This window comes from Bifidobacterium sp. ESL0825, from assembly GCF_052606465.1.
The window spans coordinates 2073483-2094898 of sequence record NZ_CP199589.1 but is presented as its reverse complement, the minus strand read 5'-3'; the positions used below and the strand labels follow the sequence as shown (position 1 = coordinate 2094898).

Below are 21416 nucleotides of genomic sequence, written 5' to 3'. Positions count from 1 at the left end.
TGCCGGCAACCTAGACCGCGAGAAAAACAAGATGAGGGCCCGTGCGATCATAGCGATCGCACGGGCCCTCATCCTTTATCACATATCCGGCAGCCGAATCCGCCAGGCCGGGTCATCCGGCCCAAGCGGATCTGCGGCTATCGGTTGTTCAGACTCTCACTGGTTGGAGTGCTGGTCCTCCGAGGAGGAGAAGGTGGCCGAACCAGGCTGCTGGGACGGCTTCTGATCGGAGTCACTGCCATCGGCGGCATCCGAAGATCCGGCGCCCGCGGCAGCCGTCTGATCGCCGGCCTCAGCTGACGGATCCTGCACGTTGGGAGTGTCCAGATGGCTCTGGCCGCCCTGGTCGTTGAGGAAGTCGTCAGGGTTGAAGTCGTCGCCCAGCTTCAGATCCCCGAAGTCGATGTTGGAGAAGTCCACATCGTTCAGGTCGGCGTCGCTCAGATCCACGTCGCCGCCACCCAGGCCGAAGTTGGGGTAGATGGTGTCGCGGATGGCCTTGTCGGGCTCCACAGTGGCGTTGCGGTACCTGGCCAGGCCGGTGCCGGCAGGGATCAGCTTGCCGATGATCACGTTCTCCTTGAGGCCCTTGAGGTCGTCGACCTTCTGGTTCAGAGCGGCCTCGGTGAGCACGCGGGTCGTCTCCTGGAAGGAGGCGGCCGACAGCCAGGAGTCGGTGGCCAGGGAGGCCTTGGTGATGCCCATGAGCTCGGGGCGTCCAGCAGCCGGCTTGCCTCCGGCCTTGACGGCCTTCATGTTGGCAGCCTTGAACTTGGCCTGGTCAACCAGCTCGCCGGGCAGCAGATCGGTGTCGCCCGAGTCGATGACCGTGACGCGGCGGAGCATCTGGTGGACGATGACCTCGATGTGCTTGTCGTGGATGTCCACGCCCTGGGAGCGGTAGACCGTGTGCACCTCGTTGACGATGTTCACCTGGGCGGCGCGCGGGCCGAGGATGCGCAGGATCTTCTTGGGATCCACGGAGCCCTCGATCAGCTGGGTGCCGGCCTCGACGTGCTGTCCGTCCTTGACCATCATGGGCGCACGGCGGGTGACCGGGTAGGTCAGCGCCTCCACGGAGGTGTCATCGGGGGTCAGGGTCACCTGACGGCCGCGATCAGTGTCCTCCACCTTGACGGTGCCGGGGAACTCCGCGATGGGAGCCTCGCCCTTGGGGGTACGGGCCTCGAAGAGCTCGGTGACACGGGGAAGACCCTGGGTGATGTCGGAGGCCGAAGCCACGCCGCCGGAGTGGAAGGAACGCAGCGTCAGCTGGGTGCCGGGCTCGCCGATGGACTGGGCAGCCACAATGCCCACAGCCTCGCCCACATCCACCAGCTTGTTGGTGGCCAGGGACCAGCCGTAGCACTTGGCGCACACCCCGCGGGTGGACTCGCAGGTCAGGACCGAACGGGCCTTGACCTCCTCCACGCCGTGGGCGACCATGTCGCGAAGGACATCCATGGACAGGGCATCGCCGCGCTTGTAGAGCACGGTCTTGCCGTCCTTGGGGTCGATCACGTCGGCGGCCAGGAGCCTGGAGTAGGGTCCGCCGTCGGCGGCCTTGACCAGAACCAGGTTGCCCTGCTCGTCGCGCTCGGCCACCTTCATGGTCAGACCGCGCATGGTGCCGCAGTCCTCCTCGCGCACGATCACGTCCTGGGAGACGTCGACCAGACGACGGGTCAGGTAGCCCGACTCGGCGGTGCGCAGTGCGGTGTCGGCCAGACCCTTGCGGGCGCCGTGCTGGGAGATGAAGTACTCCAGCACCGACAGGCCGTCGTGGTAGTTGGACTTGACGGGTCGAGGGATGATCTCGCCCTTGGGGTTGGCCACCAGGCCTCGCATGCCGGCGATCTGGCGGATCTGCATCCAGTTGCCTCGTGCCCCGGACTGGACCATGATGTTCACGTTGTTGTCCGGAGTGAAGTGCTCCTGCATGGCGTCAGCCACCTTGTCGGTGCACTCGGTCCACAGGTTGATCAGCTCCTGACGGCGCTCCTCGTCGGTCAGCAGACCCATGTCGTACTGGGAGTTGACCTTGGCGGCCTGCCCCTGGTACTCATTGACGATCTTTTCGCGCTCGGGCGGCACCACGATGTCGGAGAAGGCCATGGTCACGCCGGACCACTGGGCCCGGGTGAAGCCCAGATCCTTCAGGGCATCCAGGGTGGCCGCGACCTGGGCGGTCGAGTACCGGGTGGCGATGTCGTCCACGATGCCGGACAGCTTGCCCTTGGGCACCTGCTCGTTGATGAAGGGGTAGTCCACAGGCAGCGTCCGGTTGAACAGGACCCGCCCGTAGTTGGTGGCGAAGAGCCTGGATCCGTCCTTGAAGACCTCCTCCTTGACCACGTCGGGGCTGCCGGGCTCGGGGTCGATGACCTTGAGGTCGCCGGGCTCCCAATCCTTGGGCATGACGAAGTCGGCGGGGACCCGCAGCAGGATCTTGGCCTGCATGTCGATCTCACCCAGGTCCAGGGCCATCCGGGCCTCGGCCAGGCTGGAGAAGATCCGGCCCTGTCCCTTGGCACCGTCAACCACAGTGGTCAGGTAGTACAGACCCAGAATCATATCCTGGGAGGGCATGGTGACCGTGTGGCCGTCGGCGGGCTTGAGGATGTTGTCGGAGGCCAGCATGAGCGAACGGGCCTCAGCCTGGGCCTCTGCCGACAGGGGCAGATGGACCGCCATCTGGTCGCCGTCGAAGTCGGCGTTGAAGGCCGCGCAGGCCAGCGGGGGCAGGTGGATGGCCTTGCCCTCGACCAGGATCGGCTCAAAGGCCTGGATGCCCAGACGGTGCAGCGTTGGCGCACGGTTGAGCAGGACGGGATGCTCGGAGATGACCTCCTCCAGCACGCCCCAGACCTCGGGGTCGCCGCGGTCGACCAGCCGCTTGGCGCTCTTCATGTTCTGCGCGTAGTTGAGGTCCACCAGCCGCTTGATGACGAAGGGCTTGAAGAGCTCCAGGGCCATGGGCTTGGGCAGGCCGCACTGGTGCATGCGCAGGGAGGGCCCGACCACGATCACGGAACGGCCCGAGTAGTCCACGCGCTTGCCCAGCAGGTTCTGACGGAAGCGGCCCTGCTTGCCCTTGAGCATGTCTGCCAGGGACTTCAGGGGGCGGTTGGAGGCTCCGGTGACGGGACGGCCACGGCGGCCGTTGTCGAAGAGGGAGTCCACAGCCTCCTGGAGCATGCGCTTCTCGTTGTTGAGCATGATCTCGGGGGCGCCCAGCTCGATCAGGCGCTTGAGCCTGTTGTTGCGGTTGATGACGCGCCGGTAGAGGTCGTTGAGGTCGGAGGTGGCGAAGCGTCCGCCGTCCAGCTGCACCATGGGGCGCAGGTCGGGCGGAATGACCGGGACGACGTCCAGGACCATGGCCTCGGGCTTGTTGCCGGTGTTCAGGAAGGCGGAAACCACCTTGAGCCGCTTCAGGGCACGGGCCTTGCGCTGGCCGGAGCCAGTGTCGATCTCGTGGCGGAGCTCCTTGGCGGCACCCTCCAGGTCGAAGTCCTGCAGGCGCTTCTTGATGGCCTCGGCGCCCATGCAGCCCTCGAAGTAGTCGCCGTAGCGGTCCTGCATCTCCCGCCACAGATCCACGTCGCCCTCCATGTCGCCGGGCTTCAGGGTCTTGAAGCGGTCGAAGACGGCGGTGACTCTCTGGATCTGGTCGTCGTAGCGCTTGCGGATGGCGGTCATGTCCCGCTCGGCCCCGTTGCGCAGACGGGCCTTCATAGAGCCCTTGACCTCGTCGGTCTTCTCCAGCTCGGCCAGGTCCTCCTCCAGCTTCTTGGCGCGCTTGTCGATCTCCAGGTCGCGCTTCTTCCCCAGCTGGGTGATCTCGTTGTCGAACTCGTCCTGCAGGTCGGGCAGATCCTTGTGGCGCTTGTCCTCATCCACCTTGGTGACCATGTAGGCCGCGAAGTAGATGACCTTCTCCAGGTCCTTGGGCGCAATATCCAGCAGGTAGCCCAGCCGGGAGGGCACGCCCTTGAAGAACCAGATGTGGGTGACGGGGGCGGCCAGCTCGATGTGGCCCATACGCTCGCGGCGGACGCGGGAGCGGGTGACCTCCACGCCGCAGCGCTCGCAGACGATCCCCTTGAAGCGCACGCGCTTGTACTTGCCGCAGGCGCACTCCCAGTCGCGGGTGGGTCCGAAGATCTGCTCGCCGAACAGGCCGTCCTTCTCGGGCTTCAAGGTACGGTAGTTGATGGTCTCGGGCTTCTTGACCTCGCCATAGCTCCAGCCGCGGATGTCGTCGGCCGTGGCCAGTCCGATTCTCAGTTTGTCAAATGCATTGACGTCCAGCACTCTATGTCCTGTCTCTGATCTTGTAACTGCTCTGAAGTTTGCCTTTTAGCGGGATGCCCGCAGTGCGGGCATCCCTGTGACTGGTGGTTCAGCGGTACTCCGGCTCGGGAGCTGACTGGTCGGCCTTGGCGGCGGCGTCCGGGCGGGCGCCGATGTTGAAGCCCAGGTCGTCGGAGGCGGCGTTGGGGTCGTCGTCCTCGTCCTTCATCTCGATCACGTTGCCTTCGGCGTTGAGCACCTCCACGTTCAAGGAGAGCGACTGCATCTCCTTGAGCAGCACCTTGAAGGATTCGGGAATGCCGGCCGCCGGCAGGTTCTCCCCGCGCACGATGGCTCCATAGGCCCGCACACGGCCGTCCACGTCGTCGGACTTGGTGGTCATCATCTCGTGCAGGGTGTAGGCGGCACCGTAGGCCTCCAGGGCCCAGACCTCCATCTCGCCGAAGCGCTGGCCGCCGAACTGGGCCTTGCCGCCCAGGGGCTGCTGGGTGATCATGGAGTAGGGGCCGGTGGACCGGGCGTGGATCTTGTCGTCGACCAGGTGGTGGAGCTTGAGCATGTACATGTAGCCCACGGAGATCGGCTTGGTGAAGGGTTCGCCGGTGCGGCCGTCGTAGAGCACGGCCTTGCCGTCGTCGCCCACCAGGCGCTCGCCGTCACGGTTGGGCAGGGTGGTCTTGAGCAGGCCGTTCAGGGCATCCTGCCGTACGCCGTCGAAGACCGGTGTGGCCACGGCTGTGCCGGGCTCGGCCTTCTCGGCACCTGCCGGAATGTGCTTCTTCCACTCGGCCTCCAGGTTGGGATCCAGGCTGATGTCCCAGCCGGAGTGGGCGATCCACCCCAGGTGGAGCTCCAGGACCTGGCCCAGGTTCATACGCGAGGGCACGCCCAAGGGGTTGAGCATGATGTCGATGGGGGTGCCATCGGCCATGAAGGGCATATCCTCCTCGGGCAGGATCCTCGAGATGACGCCCTTGTTGCCGTGGCGGCCGGAGAGCTTGTCGCCCTGGGTGATCTTGCGGTGCTGGGCGATGTAGACCCTGATCATCCGGTTGACGCCGTTGGGCAGCTCGTCGCCGTCCTCCTCGGCATCCTCGCGGGTGACCTCCTTGACCTCGATGACCGTGCCGGTCTCGCCGTGGGGCACCCTGAGGCTGGTGTCGCGCACCTCGCGGCTCTTCTCGCCGAAGATGGCCCGCAGGAGCCGCTCCTCGGGGGTCAGCTCGGTCTCGCCCTTGGGGGTGACCTTGCCGACAAGGATGTCTCCGGCCTCGACCTCGGCACCGATGCGGATGATGCCGCGCTCGTCCAGGTTGGCCACTGCGTCCTCGCCCACGTTGGGCAGGTCGCGGGTGATCTCCTCGGCGCCCAGCTTGGTCTCGCGGGCGTCGGTCTCGTACTCCTCGATATGGATGGAGCTCAGGGTGTCGTCCTGGACCAGACGCTGGGAGATGATGACGGCGTCCTCGTAGTTGTAGCCGTTCCAAGGCATGAAGGCCACCAGGAGATTCTTGCCCAGGGCCATCTCGCCCTTCTGGGTGGCGGGGCCATCGGCCAGGACCGTGCCGGCCTCGACCCGCTCCCCATCCTTGATCAGGGGAACCTGGTTGTAGCAGGTGGTCTGGTTGGACCGCTGGAACTTGGCCAGCTTGTAGGAGGACTGGGTGCCGTCGTCATTCATGACGCGGATCATGTCGGCGGAGACGTAGGTGACCACGCCCGGCTTCTCGGCCAGGATGACATCGCCCGAGTCGATGGCGGAGCGCCACTCGGAGCCGGTACCGACCAGAGGCCGCTCGGACTTGACCAGGGGGACGGCCTGACGCTGCATGTTGGTGCCCATCAGCGCTCGGTGGCCCTCGTCGTGCTCCAGGAAGGGGATCAGGGAGGCGCCCACCGAAACCATCTGCCGGGGGGAGACATCCATCAGGTCCACCTGGGAGACGGGCACATCCTTGGCCTCGGCCTCGGCGTCACGCACCAGGGCCTCGTCCTCGACGAAGTGTCCGGTCTCGTCGATCTCCTGGTTGGCCTGGGCGATGGTGTGCTCGGACTCCTGGTCGGCGGTCATGTAGACCACGTCGTCGGTCACCTGGCCATCGATGACCTTGCGGTAGGGGGTCTCGATGAAGCCGAAGGGGTTGACCCGGGCGAAGGTGGCCAGGGAGCCGATCAGACCGATGTTGGGGCCTTCAGGGGACTCGATGGGGCACATGCGTCCGTAGTGGGAGGGGTGCACATCGCGCACCTCCATGGAGGCACGGTCACGGGAGAGGCCGCCGGGGCCCAGGGCCGAAAGACGACGCTTGTTGGTCACGCCGGCCAGCGGGTTATTCTGATCCATGAACTGGCTCAGCTGGGAGGTTCCGAAGAACTCCTTGATGGTGGCGTTGACCGGGCGGATGTTGATCAGGGACTGCGGGGTGATGGCCTCGGCATCCTGGGTCGTCATCCTTTCGCGGACCACGCGCTCCATACGGCTCAGGCCGGTGCGCAGCTGGTTCTGGATCAGCTCGCCCACCTGGCGGATGCGGCGGTTGCCGAAGTGGTCGATGTCGTCCACGTCCACCCGCAGCTCGATGTCCTGGCCGTCGCGGCGGCCGGGGAAGGTCTGCCCGCCGGCATGCAGGGTCACCAGGTACTTCAGTGTGGCGATGATGTCCTCGGGGTGGAGGCTGCGGTCGTTGAAGTCGGTCTCAAGACCGAGCTTGCGGTTGATCTTGTAGCGGCCGACCCGGGCCAGGTCGTAGCGCTTGGTGTTGAAGTAGAAGGAGTCCAGCAGGTTGCGGCCGGCCTCGGGCGAGGCGGTGTCCGCGGGCCGGATCTTGCGGTAGAGGTCGGTCAGGGCCTCGTCCTGGGTCTCGATGGTCTCCTTCTCCAGGGCGTCCAGCACCAGCGGGTAGCCCTTGAAGGCCTTGCGGATCTGCGGCTTGGTCATGCCGATGGCCATGAGGAAGACGATGGCGGACTGCTTGCGCTTGCGGTCCACGCGCACGCCCAGCACATCGCGCTTGTCGATCTCGAACTCCAGCCAGGCGCCCCGGCTGGGGATGATCTTGGCTCCGAAGATCTCCTTGTCGGAGTTGCGGTCCTGGGTGCGGTCGAAGTAGACGCCAGGAGAGCGGACCAGCTGGGAGACGATGACGCGCTCCGAGCCGCCGATGATGAAAGTGCCGTGGGGGGTCTGCAGCGGGAAGTCGCCCATGAAGACGGTCTGCGACTTGATCTCGCCGGTGTCCCCGTTCTCGAACTCGGCATTCACATACAGAGGAGCCGAGTAGGTGTAGTCCTTCTCCTTGCACTCCTGGACCGTGTGCCTGGGCTCCTCGAAGTAAGGATCCGAGAAGGTCAGGCTCATGGTCTGAGCGAAGTTCTCGATGGGTGAGATCTCTTGGAAGACCTCATCCAGGCCCGAGACGGGGGCCACGGTATGGGTCCCGTTGACCTGGTCCTCCTCGACCCGCTTCTTCCAGCGGTCGTTGCCGACCAGCCAGTCGAAGCTGTCGGTCTGCACACCCAGGAGGTAGGGCACCTCGATGGGTTCGCGGATGGATCCGAAGTTGACACGGTCGGTGGCCTTGTGCAGTTTGATGTCGTGTTCGTCAGCGCGTGCCTGCGTAGTGGTGGTACTTCTTACAGCTTTATTGGCAGCCAAAATGGACGTTCCTTATCGCTCGCCGTACTCGATCATTCCTGTTACCCCAGGGAGATGCCGAATGGCCGCCATATGCCTATTCGCGGGCATCTCCTCGATGATGCATGCCCGCTATATGACACACCTCATGCAAAGCATCAAGAGTACCAGCTAAGAGCCTCGGATGCAATCGGCGTGTCGTCTTTGGAAAGCTGCTATTGGACCATGACCGGCACGGGCTGGGAAGCCACCCGGGGATTGGCCTTGAGGACCAGCTTGGCCTGGTAGGAGCCGGCATTGACTCGAGGCAGCTGATCATCGGGCAGGCAGCTATCCTGGCTGCTGTCGGCATTCCAGGTGATGGTCTGCACGTCCTTGTCGCCGGTGGCCATGAGCAGAGTGCGCGCCCCAACCGGGCAGGCATCGGAACGCCAGATGGTCTCCTGGCCGCTGGTGATGATCAGCACCCGTCCGCCGTCGGAGCCGTCCACCAGACAGGACCCCGTTCCCTTGTGGCGAATGGTCGCCGTAAAGTCGATGGATCCGCCGACCCCAGTGCTGGGATCGGGCGCGGCCAGCTCCAGAGCCAGGTCCCCCTTGCCGCAGTCAGGAGCTCCAGAAGAACGCTTTTTGCCGGAGTCCTTCTTCTGATCCTTCTTCTGCTTGTCCTTGTCCTTGGATTTGGTCTTTGGAGTCTGCTGCTGGGCGCTGGTCGAGGCTCCCTGGGCCCCGCTGCCTCCACGCAGTGCTCGGATGCCGGCCCCCACGCCCCAGACCAGACCAGCGCAGACCAGCAGGAAGAGCACCGCCAGCAGGGCGGCCGCAATCCTCCGGCGACGGTACATCCGCCGCTTCTTCTCGCTCATGCGTCGCTTGGCCATACTTCTCCAGTCTAATCGCCAGGGCGGCCTTCACTGCGGCAGACTCAGGAGGCCATCTGGGCCGATCTCCAGAAGGCCGTCCTCGTCCAGGGAGGCGATGCACCGATCAAGTCGGATTTCGTCGTCGCACAGGGGTTTCAGGTCCTTCCTGGAGACGGGCGCGCCCGAAGCCTGCCGCAGTGCCTGGAGGATGGATCCGCGAATCTGCCGGTCGGTGCCTGCGAAGCGCTGCCGGGGCCTGGTCCTGCCTGAACCCAGACCGGGCAGCCCAGCCTTGAGGAAACGGCAGTGGCCGGCTAGAGGGCAGATGTCGCAGGCCGGCTTGCGGGCCACGCAAACCGTGGCGCCCAGCTCCATGACGGCCTGGTTCCATCGGGCCGAGGGCGGCTCCCGCCAGGCTGCCGACCGGATCTGCGGGTCAGCCGTTTCCAAGCGGTCGTCACCGTTCACGCGATGATCAGAAGCTTCTGGATCTTCGTCCTCAGGCAGGACCTGCCAGGCCAGCTGGCGCTCTTCTCGGCTGGCAGCGCCCCCTTTGGATTCACGCCCAAGAAAAACCCTGGAGAGCACCCTGCGGATATTGGTATCAATGACGGCGATCCTCTCGCCGTAGGCAAAGCTCATGACAGCGCTGGCCGTATAGTCGCCGATGCCGGGCAGGGCCACCAGCTGGTCGTAATCCCGGGGCAGCCGGTCTGCATACTGGCCGGCCACCTGCCGCGCGCACTCCTGCAGGCGCAGGGCTCGGCGCGGGTAGCCCAGACGGCCCCAGGCCGTAATGACCTCGGCCTTGGGGGCGGCGGCCAGTGAGGCCGCATCCGGCCAGACTCTCATCCAGGCCGTCCAGTAGGGCACCACCCGGCTCATCTGGGTCTGCTGGCTCATGATCTCTGAAACCAAGACCCCCCAGGGCGTGGTTCGTCCAAAGCGCCAGGGCAGGTCGCGGGCATAACGGCTCCACCAGTCGAACAGCCGCAGGCGGATGGGCTCAGTCTCCGCCAAGGCCGTTTCCGTCTTCTCCATGGTCACACCGCCCTTCGCCACTCGATCCTGCCTCATTCAACCGCCGTATTCTGCCCGACGGTGCCGACCGTCACTGCCTGGCCTGTCGTTTGGCGACGGTAGGTTGGCCTCATGAACAGGCAGGAGCAGGAGCGGTCCGGCGACCCGTCGAAAGCCGTCGAAAGCATGTATGAGTATGGATACCGCAAATCGAACTATGGTCCCGACGAGCTGGTCACCGACGCCCACGGCAACCCCATATCGGTAGTGGACGCCATGATGAAGGCCGATCAGGCCAGCCGGGTGAAGACCTCCACGCCCCACCTGTGCTACTACTCGCCGCGGATCCCCGGCAACACCGGCTCGGCCATCCGCCTGTGCGCCGTGACCGGGACCATCCTGCATCTGATAGAGCCCTTGGGCTTCAACCTCAAGGACACCAAGCTGCGCCGGGCCGGCCTGGACTACCATGACATGGCCCACGTGGTCCTGCACCCGGACTTCGACGACCTGGTCCGCTCCATGCCCGACAGCCGGATCATCGCTTTCACCGCCCACGCCGACAAGCTCTACACCGAGGTCAGCTACCGGCCGGATGACATCCTCCTGTTCGGCCCCGAACCGGGCGACATCCCCGACCCCATGGAGATCATGGCCGGCCCTCATGTAGCCGAGCAGGTTAGGCTGCCCATGCGGCCCAGCCTGCGCAGCCTGAACCTGACCAACTGCGCCTCCATCGCCATCTACGAGGCCTGGCGGCAGCTGGGATTCCAAGGCGGCCGCTGAACTCCGCGAGCGCACTCAGTTCTTGAAGCTGTGAATGGGCGCCGGGATGTGTCCGCCCCGATTGACGAAGTCGGCGCAGGAACGGGTATTGACGGGCACGACCGGCCCGCCGCCCATAAGCCCGCCGAACTCGGCCCACTCGCCCACCTGCTTGCCGATGACAGGAATGACCCTGACTGCGGTGGTCTTCTGATTGATCATGCCGATAGCCGCCTCGTCGGCGATCAGACCGGAGATGGACTCCGCAGAAGTGTCCCCTGGGATGGGGATCATGTCCAGCCCCACCGAACAGACGCAGGTCATGGCCTCAAGCTTCTCCAGGGTCAGGCTCCCCTCTTGCGCAGCCTGGATCATAGCGGCGTCCTCGGACACGGGGATGAAGGCCCCGGACAGCCCGCCCACCGAGCTGGAAGCCATGATGCCGCCCTTCTTGACCTGATCGTTGAGGATGGCCAGGGCCGCAGTGGTCCCGGGGGCGCCCACCTGCTCCAGGCCCATGGTCTGCAGGACCTCCCCCACTGAGTCTCCGACAGCCGGGGTGGGCGCCAGGGACAGGTCGATGATGCCGAAGGGCACCTCCAGGCGACGGCTGGCCTCCTGGGCCACCAGCTGACCCACCCGGGTGATCTTGAAGGCCGTCCGCTTGATGGTCTCGCACAGCTGCCCGAAGTCCGCTCCCTTGGCCGATTCCAAGGCGGTCTTGACCACGCCGGGTCCGGAGACCCCCACGTTGATGACGGCCGACCCCTGGCTGACCCCATGGAAACCACCGGCCATGAAGGGGTTGTCGTCCGGAGCATTGCAGAAGACCACCAGCTTGGTGCAGCCAGAGCTGTCCGAGTCGGCGGTGCTCTCAGCAGTGGCCTTGACGACCCGTCCCATGAGGGCGACGGCATCCATATCGATGCCCGTTCTGGTGGAGCCCACGTTGACGCTGGCGCAGACGCGTTCAGTCTGGCTCAGCGCCCTGGGCAGGGACTTGATCAGCAGCCGCTCAGCCGGGGTCATGCCCTTGCCTACCAGGGCCGAGTAGCCGCCGATCAGGTTGACCCCGACCTCCTGGGCCGAGCGGTCCAGGGCCTTGGCCACGGCCACATAGTCCTCCACGCTGTGGCATGCTCCGGCGGCCACTAGGGAGATGGGGGTGACGGTGATGCGCTTGTTGACGATGGGAATGCCGTACTCACGGGCGATGGCATCGCCTGTGGACACCAGGTCGCCTGCCAGGGAGACGATCCGGCGATGAATGTTCCGGCAGAGCATGTCCACATCCTGGCTGGCGCAGTCCAGCAGGCTGATGCCCATGGTGATGGTGCGCACGTCCAGGCGCTCCCGGTCGATCATGTCGTTGGTCTCAAGGACCTCGTCGCGTGTGATCATGGCCGCCTCCTCAGACCCGGTGCATCCTGGTGAAGATTTCCTCGCGCTGGCAGCGGATGGAGACTCCGATGTCCTCACCCAAGGAATCCATCCGCTGGCTCAGCGCGTCGAAATCATCCCGGCAGGAGGTGCAGTCCACGATCATCATCATGGTGAAGAAGCCATCCAGAATGGTCTGCGAAATGTCCAGCACATTGACACCCTGCTGGGAGAGGTCTGTGCAGACCTTGCCGATGATGCCGATGGCATCCTTGCCCACCACTGTGATGATCGCCTTGTCCATGGCCGTCCTCCTCATCCACCTCGCCCTTGACCGGCCCCTCTGAAAACCGGGACCCCGCTCCCCCAGCTTAGAGGAGCGCCGGGAGAAGCGGGGTCGCAAAGGTCTGCAGTCCGATTCAGGCTTCGCGCACGGCCGCCGATGAGGGCAGGGCGATCAGGGCTCTGGGAGCATTGAATCCCTTGGAGGCGAATCGTTCGGCGACGTCGCGGGCAAGATCGGAGCCCTTGCCGGCGTCAGCCAGAGCGATGATCGATCCCCCGAACCCGCCGCCGGTCATCCGGGCCCCGTAGGCCCCGCCCTGGCGTGCTGCGTCAACGGCCTCATCCAGCTCCGGGCAGGTGACCTCGTAGTCGTCCCTCAGGGAGTCATGGGAGGCGTTGAACAGGCGGCCGGCCAGGACGTAATCGCCCCTGCCGAAGGCCTCGATAAAACGGTCCACCCGTCCTATCTCGCTGATCACGTGACGGACCCGCCGGCGCATGGTCTCATCCGGCAGCCGCTCCAGGAGGGCAGCCAGGGCGGATGGAGGATCAGCGGCACCATTGACCCGGTCCGCCGCCTGGCGCAGGTTGGCCACTCCCAGCAGTTGCGCAGCCTGCTCACAGGTAGCCCGTCGCTGATCGTATTGGCCGTCGTTGAGCTGGTGCTGGGCCTTGGTGTCGACCACCAGCAGCTCCAGGCCCGCAGACTGCAAATCAAAAGGAACCTGGCGCACGTTGCTCATGGCATCCAATTCTGGCCGGCAGTCCAGCCGCAGGGCGCAGCCGGATCGACAGCGCATGGAGGCGCTCTGATCCATGCCGCCGGTGGAAGCGCCAGCCATATCGTTCTCAGCAGTGATGGCGGCCTGGATCAGCCTGACCCGGCCAGCCTCGTCGCCTCCCAACCCCAAGACGAACAGGTCATCCAGGGCCAGGGCCACGGCACAGGTCATGGCCGCCGAGGAGCTCAACCCTGACCCCACGGGCACACAGGAGGCCAGGGCCAGGTCGAATCCTTGGACCTGAGGGAAGCCATCCCGCTGCAGGGCCCAGGCCACGCCGACCGGATAAGCCGCCCATCCGCTCACCCCTCGAGCCTGAAGCCCATCCAGGTCAGCCTGGACCGGATGCTCGGGATCCATGGTGGAGACCAGGCGAACCCGGCTGTCCGTCCTGGGGCTGGCGGCCACATATGTACGGTGAGGCAGGGCGATGGGCAGGCAGAGCCCGGCGTTGTAATCCGTGTGTTCGCCGATCAGGTTGACCCGGCCGGGGGCGCTCCAGACGCCCTGAGGATCCTCCCCATAGACCTTTTGGAAGAGCTCCCGGGCCTTGGTAGCGCCTTGGCCGTCGGCGCCCTGGGTCCAGGCCTGCATGAATTCCACTGTCGTCGTCATTGATTCTCTCCATTCTCCAGATCCAGGGGTCCCAGCTGGCGGAAACGGTCGGCGATCCGCTCGGGGGTGGTGTCCGACACCCAGGCAGCCATGCCTGACTCGGATCCGGCAAGATACTTGATTTTGTCCACGGCTCGACGGAAGGAGAAGAACTGCAGGTTGAGCCGGTAGTCCTCCCGCCGCGGATCGTGCAGCGGTGCCTGGTGCCAGGCGGCGATGTAGGGCAGATCCATCCCCCTGCCGTCGCCCTTGTCGAAGAAGGCGTTGCCCCTTTTGAGCAGGGTGGAATACATGACGGCCAGGTCCCAGCGCTCCTGGTCGTTGAGCTGATCCAGGCTCAGGATCCCGTCACGGATGGGGGCCACGTGGACCTCCAGGGGCCAGCGGGCGGCGGCAGGCACATAGGCCACCCAGGTGGCGTTGCGGAAGACCACCCGCCGTCCGGAGTCCAGCTCGGCCTTGAGGATGTCCGCCAGGAGGTTGCCGCCGGTGCGCTCCCGGTAGTCGGCGCACTGCCTCAACTCCTGCTCCAGCCGGGGGGCTATGAAGGGGTAGCAGTAAATCTGTCCGTGAGGGTGGGCCAGGGAGACGCCGATCTCCTGGCCGTGGTTCTCGAAGGGGAAGATCTGTTCGATGCCCTCCATGGTCGAGATCTCAGCAGTCCGGAAGGCCCAGGCCTCCACCACCGTCCGCAGACGGGAAACCGGCAGATCGGCAGGCAACGCGTGCTCGTCAGGGTCGAAGCAGACCACCTCGCAGTGCCCATTGGCCTCGCGCACCGGCCAGAGGGGGTTGCCGTCCACCAGGGAGAGCTGGTTGGCCGCCTGTGTACTGGGCACCTGCATCATGGAGGGGAAGCGGTTCTCGAAGACCGCCACGTTGTAGTCCACATCGGGGATCTCCCCATCCTGGTAGGGGTCCCCGGGCTTTCTGGCGGCCAGGGGGTTGCCCTTGGCGGTGGCCTGCGGTCCGGCGGTGATGGGCCGGTTCATCCGGGCCGTGGCCATGGGGATCCAGTCGCCGGTCAAAGGATCCCGGCGCATCTGCGGCGGCTGGAAGGGCACCGTCCTGCCCTCCTGATCCTGATGGGGGGCGAACCGGTCGGTCAGCGGACGGGGATCGTCCAGACGCCTGGTCCTGCGGCCGGAGACGTACTCGGGATCGTCGTCCAGGTAGAAGAACCGTCGCCCGTCGGCCAGCCTGGTGGGGGTGATGCGGATATGCCCCCTGGCGTAGTCGCCGGGAACATACCGTTGGGGGACATACTGCTCTGACTTCATGCTGCTCCTTCATCGTCCGTGATGATTGACAATCCATGGCAACCAGCTATGGCAACCCGCATACCCCTGTGCGACCTACCGCTCATTGAACCTGGTCCCCAGACCCGTCGGAGGCTCCGTCCTGAGACTGGCCTTCCTCGGGGTTGACCGGCACCAGCACCAGCCGTTTGACCAGGGACCGGGTGGCTTCTGCCGACTCCTGGTCCAGCTGGTCGTCGGTGATGACGGTGTCCACCTGGTCGAAGGAGGCGAACAGGGACAGGGAGGTGCAGCTCCACTTGGTGTGATCGGTCAGGATGATGGTCCGGTCGGCGATGTCCATGAGCGCCATATCGGTGGCTGCCTCCAGGGAGTTGGGCATCAGGAAGCCGCGGGGTATGGAGACCGAGTGGGTCCCCAAAAAGACCGTGTTGACCCGCAGGGAGGCGATGACCTTGTCCGCGATGGGGCCTACCAGGGAGTTGGACCGGGTGATGACGCCGCCGGTGACGATGACCTCGACGTCCTTGCTCTCCATGGCCTGAACCAGTTCGGCCACGGGGATGGAATTGGTCAGCAGGGTCACGCCGGCGCACTGACGGCTCTCCAGGAGGTGCTGGGCGAAGACATAGGCCGTGGTCCCGCCGCCGATGGCGATGACATCGCCCGGGGAGACATAGTCGATGGCGTGACGGGCGATGGTGTCCTTGAGGCCCATGTCCATCTGCGACTTGACCGAGAAGAGCGGCTCAGCCAGAAGCGAGCTGGTGGTGACGGCCCCTCCGTGGACCCTCTTGAGCAGGCCCTTGTCTGCAAGATCGGCAATGTCCCGACGGATGGTCATGGCGGAGACGCCCAGCTCCTTGGAGAGGGCGGTGATACGGACTGCGCCACGAGTACGCAACCGGTTCAATATCAGGTGTTGGCGTTGTGACGATATCATTCGAACATTATCGCACACATTCGCCCAAATTGGCAAGCCGGCCATTGGACTGCGGTCGCCGTCCAAAAGCAGGGGCGAAAAATCGACATTTCTTCGATGCCTGGACCATTCTTCCATATGCCAGAGGCCTGCCGCGGCTATTGCAGAAATCTGTCAACCAAGGCGAAATCCGTCTTCAAGACGCCAACAAGGGTCTGCAGGGTCGCTTAAGAAAACGAACACGACTGTGATTCAATGTCAGTTTCGATGGGTCAACCGTTCAAGTCCCCACAGGGTCACCTGGACCATGGCCTCCAGAACAATCCCGGCATCCATCTTCGAACTGCCACGGACCCGCTCCACGAAGACAATAGGCACTTCTACGACGCTCAGGCCCATGGCCTGGACTCGACGCAGCATGTCCACCTGAAAGACGTAGCCGCTGGAGCGAACCCTTCCCAGATCGATCCGCCTCAGCACGTCCGCTCGATAGACCCGCAGGCCGGCGGTCATGTCCCGCACGGAGGACCCCAGGGCGGTGCGAGCATACCAGGATCCCACACGCGAGATCAGGTCCCGATACCAGGGCCAATGTTGAGTGCGGCCTCCGCGCACCCGGCGCGAGCCGATGACCAGACCCGGATGCGCCTTACCTCGGGCCACCGCCAGCATCCTGGCCAGATCCTGGGGCCGATGGGAGCCATCCATGTCCATCTCGCAGATCAGGTCATAGCCATGCCCCAAAGACCAGCGGAAACCCTGCACGTAGGCTGGGCCCAACCCGCGGCGGTCATGCCGATGGATGACGTGCACGCGAGGGTTGCGCTTGGCCATATCCTCGGCCTTGGCGCCGGTGCCGTCCGGCGAGTTGTCGTCGACGACCAGGACATCGACCTCGGGACAGCAGGCCAAGAGCTGAGGAAGGATCACCCCGATATTGTCGGCTTCCTGATAGGTGGGCATGACCACAATGGTCCCTGCTCCGCCACGAACAGCGTCCATGGCCGCTCTCAGCGTGCGATGCCGTAGGCCCCGCGCCGGTAAGGCTCAGGGTAGGGGGCCTGCTGAGCGGACAGCCCCAGTTTGTAGGCGGCCCTGAGCGGCCAGTAGGGGTCGCGCAGGCTGGCTCGACCGATCTCGGCCGCATCGGCCAGACCCTTGCGTACGATCCGGTCAGCCTGCCTGGGCTTGGTGATCAGCCCCACCGCTGTGGTGGGAATCAGCACCTGGCTGCGCACCTGGTAGGAGAAGGGCACCTGGTAGTTGGGAGCGGCCGGGATCTTCACGCCTGGCACCAGCCCCCCGGTGGAAACGTCAATCAGGTCCACCCCGTGCAGCTTGAGCACCTTGGCAGTGCGGATGGTCTCATCCAGACCCCAACCGCCAGTGGCCCAGTCGGTGGCGGACATGCGCACCAACAGGGGCATGCCCGAGGGAATGACCTCGCGCACGGCATCGGTCACCTGGATCAGCAGGCGCATTCTGCCGGACAGGTCACCCCCGTACTCGTCGCTGCGGCGGTTGATCAGGGGATCCAGGAATTGGGAGAGCAGGTAGCCGTGGGCGGCATGCAGCTCCACGCCCAGGAAGCCGGCTTGAACGGCTCGCACGGCAGCGGAACGGAAGTCAGCCACAATGGAGGCTATCTGCGCCCGTGAGAGCTGGACCGGAACCGCCATCCTCCCGAAGGCGATGGGGCTGGGGCCCACGGGTTGCCAGCCTCCTTCGGCCACGGGCACGGTGGCGTTGATATAGCCCATGGAGGAGCACCCGGAGGAGCCCTTGCGCCCCGAATGGTTGAGCTGGACGATGGGGACGGCTCCAGCGGCCTTGACATCCCGGACGATGCCCTGCCAGGCCCTGGTCTGCTCGTCATCCCACAGCCCCACGTCGCAGGGAGAGATCCGCCCCTGGGGGTTTACGGCCGTGGCCTCCCCGATGACGACTCCGAAGCCGCCCAGGGCCCTGGACACATAGTGCTGATAGTGGAAGTTGGTAGGAACCCCGTCATGCCGCAGGGACGAATAAGTGTCCATGGGCGGCATCCAGATCCTATTGCGGATGTGCTGGTCGCGCAGTTCCATGGGCTGGAAGAGCGCAGGCAGGGCCTTCTCCCGTCTTCTTCCCGATTTTGGTTTCCTGGCCTTTTTGACTCTTTTCGCCTTCTTGGCCTTCTTGTCCTTTTTGGACGATTTGATCCCCTTGGCAGCCTTGCCAGTCTTCTTCTTGCCGTCGGCGGCATCCGACTCAAAGGACCAGATCGGCTTGGACACATCCAACCTGCCAGAGCCGCTCACCGGCCCCGGCATGGCCTGATCCTCGTTAACCCGGCCGTCGGCCCGAGGGGCCTTGTCATCCAGCTCTGAATATTCCTGGACCATCTGTTCCTGCCTCTCCCGGCGGACGGCCGTACCCCTCGTGGTCCCGCCCGTCGACGAATCCCTGATGGTCTCCATTGTAGGCACAGCCTCGCTCGGATCCCAGCCGGGATTCGACAAGCAGTCATCCAGCCAGGTACTAGTCGGCCGCGGGCACTGTTTGAGCCTCTTCCGAGGTCAACTCCCCGATCTCTGGCTCCTGCGCTTCTACGCCACGGGTCATCTGACGCTGCTGCATCGGAGCCGGCTGCTGAGGCTGAGGCTGGACCCCGCCAGTGAAGCGTGCATCGGGATTGCCGTAGGAGTTGTCCGGTTGAATGTTGGCAGCGGCCAGGTAGGTGTTCATGAACTCCTTCCATGCCGGGGTGGCGATGTACATGCCGTACCAGGTACCCATGGACCGTCCGTTGATGGACTTGCCGTTGAAGGAGACCTGGCCCTCGGCATTGCCCACAGTGACGAAGGACGCCACCTGGGGCACGAATCCGCCGGTCAGCATGTACTTGTCCTCATGGGTGCCCGTCTTGGCGAAGGTCTTGCGACCCCCGTCCAGCTGGGTCACGGCCGCCTCGCCTCCGGGCTGGACCACGCCCTGGTTGAGGGCATAGGCGGTGGTCTCGGCGATGCCCGGGTCGATGGCCTGATGGCAGTTGGCCTTGGGCACCTTGATGGAACGCTTGTTCTTATCGATCACCTTGGTCATGGCTATAGGGCTGCAGGCCACGCCCTTGGCCGCGATGGTGGCGTAGACGTTGGCCATGGTCAGCGGGGAGGCCTGGACCGATCCGATGGTCATGGGCGGCTGGAAGCTGTTGTCTGAGTGGATGTCCATCTGGTCCTTGGGCGAATTGTGGTAGCCCATGTCCTTGGCTGTATCCGCTATGCTGCACAGACCAATCTGCTGGGCCATGGAGGCCTGGGTGGTGTTGTGCGAGCGGATCAGGCCCTGCAGGGGGCTCTCCGGCGACGTGGTGCCGCCGCCCGAGTTCTCAACGTGCCAGCTGCCAGTGCCGAATCCATAGGAGGTACCGTCAGCCGTCTTGCAGGCGAAGGCGGTCTGCGGATAGCTGGTAGAGGTGCGCAGGGGCTGATTGATGGACTTGCCGGCCTTCATCCAGGCCACCAGATTGATGGGTTTCCAGGTGGAGCCCACGGGGAAGCCCCAGCCGCCGCCGTCCTGCTGGTCCACTGCATAGTTGATGGCCGTGCGGGTGCCGCCGCCGGAGTTCTGGGTGGCGTCGTAAATGCGGTTGATGCCGAAGCCCAAGACCTCGCCGGTGCCCGGGCGAATGGCCGCCATAGTGACCTCGAAGCCGGTCGGATCATCCACGGGGATGGTGTCCCGGGCCGCCTTCATGGCTGCGGCGTTGGCGTTGACGTCCATGGTGGTGTAGATGTCCAGGCCGCCCTCCTTGAGGAGTTTGTTGCGATCCTCTTGGCTCTTGCCGAACTCCTTGGAGTTGAGGATCTGCTTGGTCACGTAGTCACAGAAGAAGGCCGCATCCCCGGCCGCCTGGCAGCCGGCGTCCGCAGACTGCACATGCAGCATCTGATCCAGCGGCTTGGCCTTGTTCTCCTCATACTGGCGCTGGCTGATGTAGTTTTCCTGCCTCATCAGATCCAGGACGATGTTCCGCTGCTCCTGAGCGGCCTTGATATTGACGGTGGGATCGAAGCGTGCGGGGTTCTTGGTCACGGCGGCGATGGTGGCCGACTCGCCCGGATCCAGCTCCTTGGCCGACTTGCTGAAGTAGCGCCTGGCTGCCGACTCAACCCCGTAGACGTTGGTTCCGAACTGGGCAATATTCAAGTACCCTTGAAGGATCTCTGCCTTGGAGTACTTCTTCTCCATCTGCACCGCTATCAGCATCTCCCGCATCTTGCGGGCTATGGTCTCCTCCTGGGCATGGTACTCGGCGATGGGGTCGTTGTTTTCCTCGGCCTGGTTCATGAGCACGTTTTTGACGTACTGCTGGGTCAGGGAAGAACCGCCCTGGGTGTCGCCCTGCTTGATGTAGGTCTGGATGAAGGCCCTGAGCACGCCCTGGGTATCCACGCCTGCATGCTCGAAGAAACGACGGTCCTCACGGGCCACCACGGCCTTCTGCATGTAGTCAGAGACGTCCTTGATGGGCACCACGATCCGGTTTTGCGCATAGAAGGTGGCGATGACGGTATGCCCGTCGGAGGCGTAAAGGCGGGACTGCTGGGGCAGATCGTTGACGTTGAAGTCGATGTTCTCCGTCTTCAGGGCAGGCATCAGATTCCTGGAGACGGCGTTGATGCCGAAGACTGCGGGGAACAGGAAACCAGAGACGACCACGCCACCTGCGACGCAGAAGATGAGGTAAGCCAGCAGCAGCGTGAAGAAGCGCCTGACCGACATGGATTTCTTTTGTTCGGGCATGGTCTCCATCCTAGGCCGTTGGCTCTACCGGGCAGCGGCGTTCACATGCGTGAGCGTCGAATCAGAGGCCCGGGCTGGAAAATGATGATGGTGCGGCCCTTGCGAGAGATCCATCCCCGGTTGGAGAAGTCCATCAGGGCCTTGTTGACGGTCTCCCGTGAGGCACCGACCAGCTGGGCCAGCTCCTCCTGGGTCAGATCGTAGGGGACCATCAGCCCCTGCTCGAAGGGTTCGCCGAAGCGTGTGGCCAGATCCAGCAGGGTCTTGGCCAGACGGGCCGGCACATCCAGGAAGACCAGGTCGGAGATGCGCTCGTTGTCGGTCCGCAGGCGGTGGGCCAGCACCTGAAGCATGTCCACAGCCACCTTGGGATGCTGGTTGAGCCAGTCGAAGAGAGCATCGTGATCCAAGGCAGCCACCTTGGTCTTGTTGACCATGACCACGGCCGAGGCGGTACGCGGCCCGCCGGAGGGGTCAAAAACGGGAATCTCGCCCAAGATCTCCCCGCGCCCATGGATGCTGAGCAGCTGGATGCGGCGGTCGGGCGACTGGCGAACCAGCTTGACCCTGCCCTCCTCCAGCAGATACATCCGGTGGTCGGTGTCCCCCTGCCGGAAGACTGTGGACCCCTTGGCATAAGTGGACTCGTGCATGGTGTCCAAAAGCTGGTCGGCGTCCTGCCTGGGCACCTGTTTGAATAGGGCGGTCTGCCTGAGGGCGTTCCCGTCTTCGGGAATCTCGTTGGGCTTGTGAACCGCCATACTCCGCACTCCTTTTCGCCATGTCTGG

General features: G+C 64.5%; 14 protein-coding genes. 1 reads left to right on the top strand and 13 read right to left on the bottom strand.

Translation table 11 applies throughout. From position 1 onward, the window contains the following. Positions 1-156: 156 nt before the first annotated feature. The 4 genes from ACUIAG_RS08810 to ACUIAG_RS08795 form a co-directional block, all read right to left on the bottom strand. Complete coding sequence (locus ACUIAG_RS08810; protein WP_445339705.1) at positions 157-4317, bottom strand: DNA-directed RNA polymerase subunit beta'; 4161 nt, start codon at positions 4315-4317, stop codon at positions 157-159. Positions 4318-4405: 88 nt separating this feature from the next. Further along, positions 4406-7972 (bottom strand): DNA-directed RNA polymerase subunit beta, encoded by a 3567-nt coding sequence (gene rpoB / locus ACUIAG_RS08805; protein WP_198201057.1) that lies wholly within the window; start codon positions 7970-7972, stop codon positions 4406-4408. A gap of 194 nt (positions 7973-8166) precedes the next feature. After that, positions 8167-8832 (bottom strand): hypothetical protein, encoded by a 666-nt coding sequence (locus ACUIAG_RS08800; RefSeq protein ID WP_445339704.1) that lies wholly within the window; start codon positions 8830-8832, stop codon positions 8167-8169. Positions 8833-8862: 30 nt separating this feature from the next. Beyond that, the gene (locus tag ACUIAG_RS08795) at positions 8863-9855 is read right to left on the bottom strand and encodes an A/G-specific adenine glycosylase (RefSeq protein WP_445340403.1); all 993 of its coding nucleotides are present in this window, start codon (positions 9853-9855) and stop codon (positions 8863-8865) included. Between the two features lie 111 nt (positions 9856-9966). On the opposite strand from ACUIAG_RS08795, the gene ACUIAG_RS08790 reads away from it, so the two are divergent. Further along, positions 9967-10620 carry a tRNA (cytidine(34)-2'-O)-methyltransferase gene (locus ACUIAG_RS08790; RefSeq protein WP_081709278.1) on the top strand — a complete coding sequence of 218 codons (654 nt, stop codon included), beginning with the start codon at positions 9967-9969 and terminating at the stop codon, positions 10618-10620. 15 nt (positions 10621-10635) lie between these two features. Here ACUIAG_RS08790 and ACUIAG_RS08785 read toward each other — a convergent pair whose 3' ends face one another. From ACUIAG_RS08785 to ACUIAG_RS08745, 9 genes are all read right to left on the bottom strand, one after another. After that, entirely contained in the window at positions 10636-12000 is a 1365-nt protein-coding gene (locus ACUIAG_RS08785) for a PFL family protein (RefSeq protein WP_101432004.1), read from the bottom strand. A gap of 10 nt (positions 12001-12010) precedes the next feature. Continuing rightward, positions 12011-12283 (bottom strand): ACT domain-containing protein, encoded by a 273-nt coding sequence (locus tag ACUIAG_RS08780; protein WP_445339703.1) that lies wholly within the window; start codon positions 12281-12283, stop codon positions 12011-12013. 115 nt (positions 12284-12398) lie between these two features. Next, complete coding sequence (gene galK, locus ACUIAG_RS08775) at positions 12399-13661, bottom strand: galactokinase (protein ID WP_445339702.1); 1263 nt, start codon at positions 13659-13661, stop codon at positions 12399-12401. Then, complete coding sequence (galT, locus tag ACUIAG_RS08770) at positions 13658-14941, bottom strand: galactose-1-phosphate uridylyltransferase (protein WP_445339701.1); 1284 nt, start codon at positions 14939-14941, stop codon at positions 13658-13660. Before galT ends, galK begins: the two co-directional genes overlap by 4 nt. A gap of 82 nt (positions 14942-15023) precedes the next feature. Beyond that, a complete protein-coding gene (locus ACUIAG_RS08765; protein WP_306221788.1) occupies positions 15024-15881 on the bottom strand; it encodes a DeoR/GlpR family DNA-binding transcription regulator in 858 nt (285 codons plus the stop codon). 219 nt (positions 15882-16100) lie between these two features. Continuing rightward, positions 16101-16844, bottom strand: coding sequence for a polyprenol monophosphomannose synthase (locus ACUIAG_RS08760; protein WP_445339700.1), 744 nt, complete (start codon positions 16842-16844; stop codon positions 16101-16103). Between the two features lie 8 nt (positions 16845-16852). Further along, positions 16853-18223, bottom strand: a complete 1371-nt coding sequence (locus ACUIAG_RS08755) for an NADH:flavin oxidoreductase/NADH oxidase (RefSeq protein WP_445340402.1) — start codon at positions 18221-18223, stop codon at positions 16853-16855. A gap of 136 nt (positions 18224-18359) precedes the next feature. Next, positions 18360-20627 carry a transglycosylase domain-containing protein gene (locus ACUIAG_RS08750; RefSeq protein WP_445339699.1) on the bottom strand — a complete coding sequence of 756 codons (2268 nt, stop codon included), beginning with the start codon at positions 20625-20627 and terminating at the stop codon, positions 18360-18362. A 41-nt stretch (positions 20628-20668) separates the two neighbouring features. Beyond that, the gene (locus ACUIAG_RS08745) at positions 20669-21388 is read right to left on the bottom strand and encodes a Crp/Fnr family transcriptional regulator (RefSeq protein ID WP_101431997.1); all 720 of its coding nucleotides are present in this window, start codon (positions 21386-21388) and stop codon (positions 20669-20671) included. Positions 21389-21416 lie beyond the last annotated feature (28 nt).